The sequence below is a fragment of the Flavonifractor sp. An306 genome, assembly GCF_002159455.1.
Taxonomy (GTDB): Bacteria; Bacillota; Clostridia; order Oscillospirales; family Oscillospiraceae; genus Flavonifractor.
In genome coordinates this window covers 1-4211 of record NZ_NFIQ01000129.1, presented here as the reverse complement: position 1 = coordinate 4211, position 4211 = coordinate 1, and the positions used below count along the sequence as shown (strand labels likewise).

Below are 4211 nucleotides of genomic sequence, written 5' to 3'. Positions count from 1 at the left end.
TTGTGCCTCCCGCATACGGTTGAGCACGATAAGCTCCAGCATCTTGTCCTCCCTCCGCCGGAGCAGAATGCCACGGATCTTCCGAACCAGGGAGATTACCCAGGACAGGGCCACTGCCGCCAGCAGCATATATCCGATCAGATCCCCCAATTGTTGATTACTATGGTACCACTCATGGAAAACAGTGGAGACAATCAGCGCATAAAGCAGTGGAATGGTCAGGCGAAACACGGCTGCCAACCGGAACACAATGGAGAGAAAAATCATTACAATCCCGAGCATCAAGTATGCCATACGATCCACTCCCTTTCTAAGTTGAGCAAATGGTACCATAGCCAGGCAGACATTGCAACGGTCTGTCCATGAAAACCAAACAGAAATGTAGGAGGTGAGACCTTGGAGGTCCGTATCAATAAAGAGGTACGCAATTATCAGGAAAGCCTATTCTTCGGCCTGTCCCTGCGGCAATTTTTGTTTGCCCTTCTGGCCGTTCTGGTGGCGCTGGCCGTGTACTTTTTCCTGCGTCCGGTGCTTGGAACCGGCGAGATCGGCTGGGTATGTATCCTGGCCGCGTTTCCCTTTGCCCTGGGCGGTTTTTTCACCTACAACGGCATGACTCTGGAACGCTTTCTTATGGCTTATATCCGCTCAGAATTTCTCATGCCCAAACGGCTCTTATTCCGAACGGAGGATCTCTATGTCAAACTCATGGAACACACATCAATAAAGGAGGCCATCCGACTTGATTAAAACCCTTCAAAATACACTGAAACAGGACAAAGAGCACCTTTCGGTGCCCAAGTCCGTACAGGATACCATCCCCATCCGCCGTCTCTGGCCGGATGGGCTTTTTCAGTTTGGCGGGAAATTCTCGAAAACCGTCCGCTTTTCCGACATCAATTACGCCATCGCTTCCAAAGAGGACAAGACCTCCATGTTCCTGGGCTACTCGGAACTGCTCAATGCCCTGGACACCGGCTCTACCACCAAGATTACCATCAACAACAAACAACTCAACCGCCGCAACTTTGAGCAGGAGATCCTGATCCCGCCCCAGGGGGACCATCTGGACGGGGGCCGTTCGGAGTACAACGCCATGCTGCTGGACAAGGTCACCGACTCCTCCAACAGCATGGTGCAGGAGCGATATGTCACAGTATCCGCCCACAAGAAAACACCCGAGGAGGCTCGCACCTTCTTTGACCGGGTCATGAATGATGTGACCACCCGGCTCAATCACCTGGATTCCCACTGTGAGGAGCTGGACGCGGTGGAGCGGCTGCGTGTGCTCCACGACTTTTACCGGGTGGGCGAGGAGGCCCGGTTCCATATCGACCTGCGGGAGTGCATGAAAACAGGGCGCTCCTTCAAGGACACCATCTGCCCGGACAGCATGGAGTTTCGGAAGGATCACTTTATCCTGGGCAATAAATATGGCCGGGCCATGTTCCTCAAGGAGTATGCCAGCTACATCAAGGACTCCATGATCAATGAACTCACCAGCCTGAACCGCACCATGATGCTGTCCATCGACGTGATCCCTGTCCCCACCGATGAGGCTGTGCGGGAGATGCAGAACCGCCTGCTGGGGGTGGAGACCAACGTCACCAACTGGCAGCGGCGGCAGAACAGCAACAACAACTTCTCCGCGGTGGTGCCCTACGACCTGGAGCAGCAGCGGAAAGAGACGCGGGAAATGCTGGATGACCTGACCACACGGGATCAGCGGATGATGTTCGCTGTGGTGACTCTGGTGCATTTGGCCGACTGCAAGGAGGAGCTGGACAGCGACACAGAGACCCTCCAGTCCATCGCACGCAAGCATCTGTGTCAGCTGACCACCCTGAACTGGCAGCAGGACGCGGGCCTTGTCACCGCCCTCCCCTTGGGGCTGCGGCGGATCGACGCCCTGCGCACCCTGACCACCGAGGCCCTGGCCGTCCTCATGCCCTTCAAAGCCCAGGAGATCCGGGACCGGGGCGGCATTTACTACGGCCAGAATGTCATCAGCAAAAATCTCATCATTGCCGACCGCAAGCAGCTCCTCAACGGCAACGGATTTGTTCTGGGCGTGTCCGGCTCCGGCAAATCCTTTACCGCCAAGCGGGAGATTACCGCCCTGGCCCTCTCTACCCAGGATGACATCCTGATCATCGATCCGGAAAGTGAGTATCGTCCCCTGGTGGAGGGGCTGGGCGGCCAGGTGGTGGAGATCTCGGCCACCTCCAGCAACCACATCAACGCCATGGACATGGAGCAGGGCTACGGCGAGGGGGAAAACCCCGTGGTGCTGAAATCGGAGTTCCTGCTTTCTCTCTGTGAGCAGTCTGTGGGGGCCGGAAAGCTGTCTGCCAAGGAGAAGTCTATCATCGACCGCTGTACAGCACAGTGCTACCACGACTATGTGCGGGACGGCTGCCAGGGCCAGGCCCCCACGCTCCAGGACTTTTACGCCGAACTGCTGCGCCAGCCGGAGGCCGAGGCGCGGGATGTGGCTCTGGCCCTGGAACTGTTCACGGAGGGCAGTCTCAACACCTTTGCCAAACCCACCAATGTGGACATGAGCTCCCGCATCGCCTGTTATGACATCCGGAAGCTGGGCAAACAGCTGCTCTCCATGGGCATGCTGGTGATCCTGGACAGCTTTCTCAACCGGATCACCCGCAACCGCCGCCTGGGGCGGAATACCTGGATCTATATCGATGAGATCTATCTGCTGTTCCAGCATGAGTACAGCGCCAACTTCCTGTTCACCCTTTGGAAGCGGGTGCGGAAGTACGGTGCCTGCTGTACCGGCCTGACCCAGAATGTGGACGATCTGCTCCAGTCCCACACAGCCCGAACCATGCTGGCCAACAGTGAATTCCTGGTCATGCTCAACCAGGCCAGCACCGACCGGCTGGAGCTGGCCCGGCTGCTGAATATCTCCGACAACCAGCTCTCCTACATCACCAATGTGGACTTTGGACGGGGTCTCATCAAGTGCGGCAGCGCCATTGTGCCCTTCATGGACAATTTTCCTCGTCATACGCAGCTCTATAAACTGATGACCACCAAGCCCTCTGACTTGGCCGCGTAATAAAACCAGGGAGGGGCCTTGGCCCCTCCCCGCCAGATGGAGGTGAGATATATCGATAAAATTAAAGAGAAGCCCTATGTGCAGCACACTTTGAAAGAACGGGTCAAGTCCGCACCGAAGGAATTGATCCGGCGGGGGCTGGATGACGGCACAGAACGCCTGCGGGGCCAGCTGCGGGACACGGCCCAACACGGCCAACGGGATGACTTCGGCGGTGACCAGCTGGGCGATGCCGAGGTGAGCGGTGTCAAACGGGCGGAGCAGCTGGCCGAGCGTCTGCTTGGAAAACGAAAGAAAGGTGCAAAGCACACCCCGGATGCAGGCCCGGACAGATACCCTGGCAGTCATGATACTCCGGAAGCCGCAAAGCCAAGAGATGACAGTATTCTGCCTCCAAAGGACCGCCTTCGCAAAAAGGAAGCGGGAGATCCGCTCCGGGCGCAGAGTGCGGGCAGAAGCCGCCCCCAGCCGCAGTCCGCACTCCAAACGCCTCAAAAGAGAGATATCAAGACCAAGGACGCCTCCGATCCCGCGCCTGCCACACCGCCAAGCGCCTTGCAGCAGGGAAAATCGTCCTTTATGCGGGAGCGCCAGGGCAACCTTCTCCGCAGCGGGAAACTGGAACGGCGCTTGCCTGTGAGAGAGGACGGCCCCATGGCAGCTCCTCCCTCGGGAAAACGGCCACAAGGTATGGAGGCCCGCAAGCAGCTACATCAAGTGTCTGGGCAGACAGGTGGTTCTCGTGTGCAGCCCCGGCCTCACGGTGAGACCTCCAGGCAGGCTATGGGCAGCACCGCAAAGACGGCAGTAAAAGAACGAGGCGTGCCGGTCAAATCGGCTGGCCATCCCATTCGCAAAACGGCTGGGATTGGAAAGCCGGGTGGGAAACCGCCTGTAAGAGCGTTTCCGGCCCGACAGGCCCGCCGTGCGGCAGAGGCGGGAGCCAGACTGGCACGAACCCAAAAGGCCGCAAAGGCGGCCCGTGTGACCGCCAGGCAGGCCGCACAGGCGGCAAACCGCGCGCTCCGCGCCGTGATCGCGGCAGCTAAGGCTCTGGCCGCCGCGGCTACAGCAGGCGGTGGGGTGGTGATTGCGGTGGTGGTTGTCATCTGTCTGTGCGGCATCATCCTCG

3 protein-coding genes and 1 pseudogene are annotated in these 4211 nt (G+C 58.4%); 3 read left to right on the top strand and 1 reads right to left on the bottom strand.

Annotated features, from left to right (window positions below):
- Positions 1-294 (bottom strand): molecular chaperone GrpE (locus B5F88_RS18495; protein WP_242959887.1); only part of this gene is annotated, 294 nt, incomplete at its 3' end.
- Between the two features lie 102 nt (positions 295-396).
- Here B5F88_RS18495 and B5F88_RS18490 point away from each other — a divergent pair.
- From B5F88_RS18490 to B5F88_RS18480, 3 genes and pseudogenes are all read left to right on the top strand, one after another.
- On the top strand, positions 397-750 hold the full coding sequence (locus B5F88_RS18490) for a PrgI family protein (RefSeq protein WP_087348921.1): 354 nt from the start codon (positions 397-399) through the stop codon (positions 748-750).
- On the top strand, positions 743-3079 hold the full coding sequence (locus tag B5F88_RS18485; RefSeq protein WP_087348919.1) for a DUF87 domain-containing protein: 2337 nt from the start codon (positions 743-745) through the stop codon (positions 3077-3079). The genes B5F88_RS18490 and B5F88_RS18485 overlap by 8 nt, the downstream gene beginning before the upstream one ends.
- A 78-nt stretch (positions 3080-3157) precedes the next feature.
- Positions 3158-4211 (top strand): annotated as a pseudogene (locus B5F88_RS18480) (peptidoglycan endopeptidase); the annotation flags it as partial.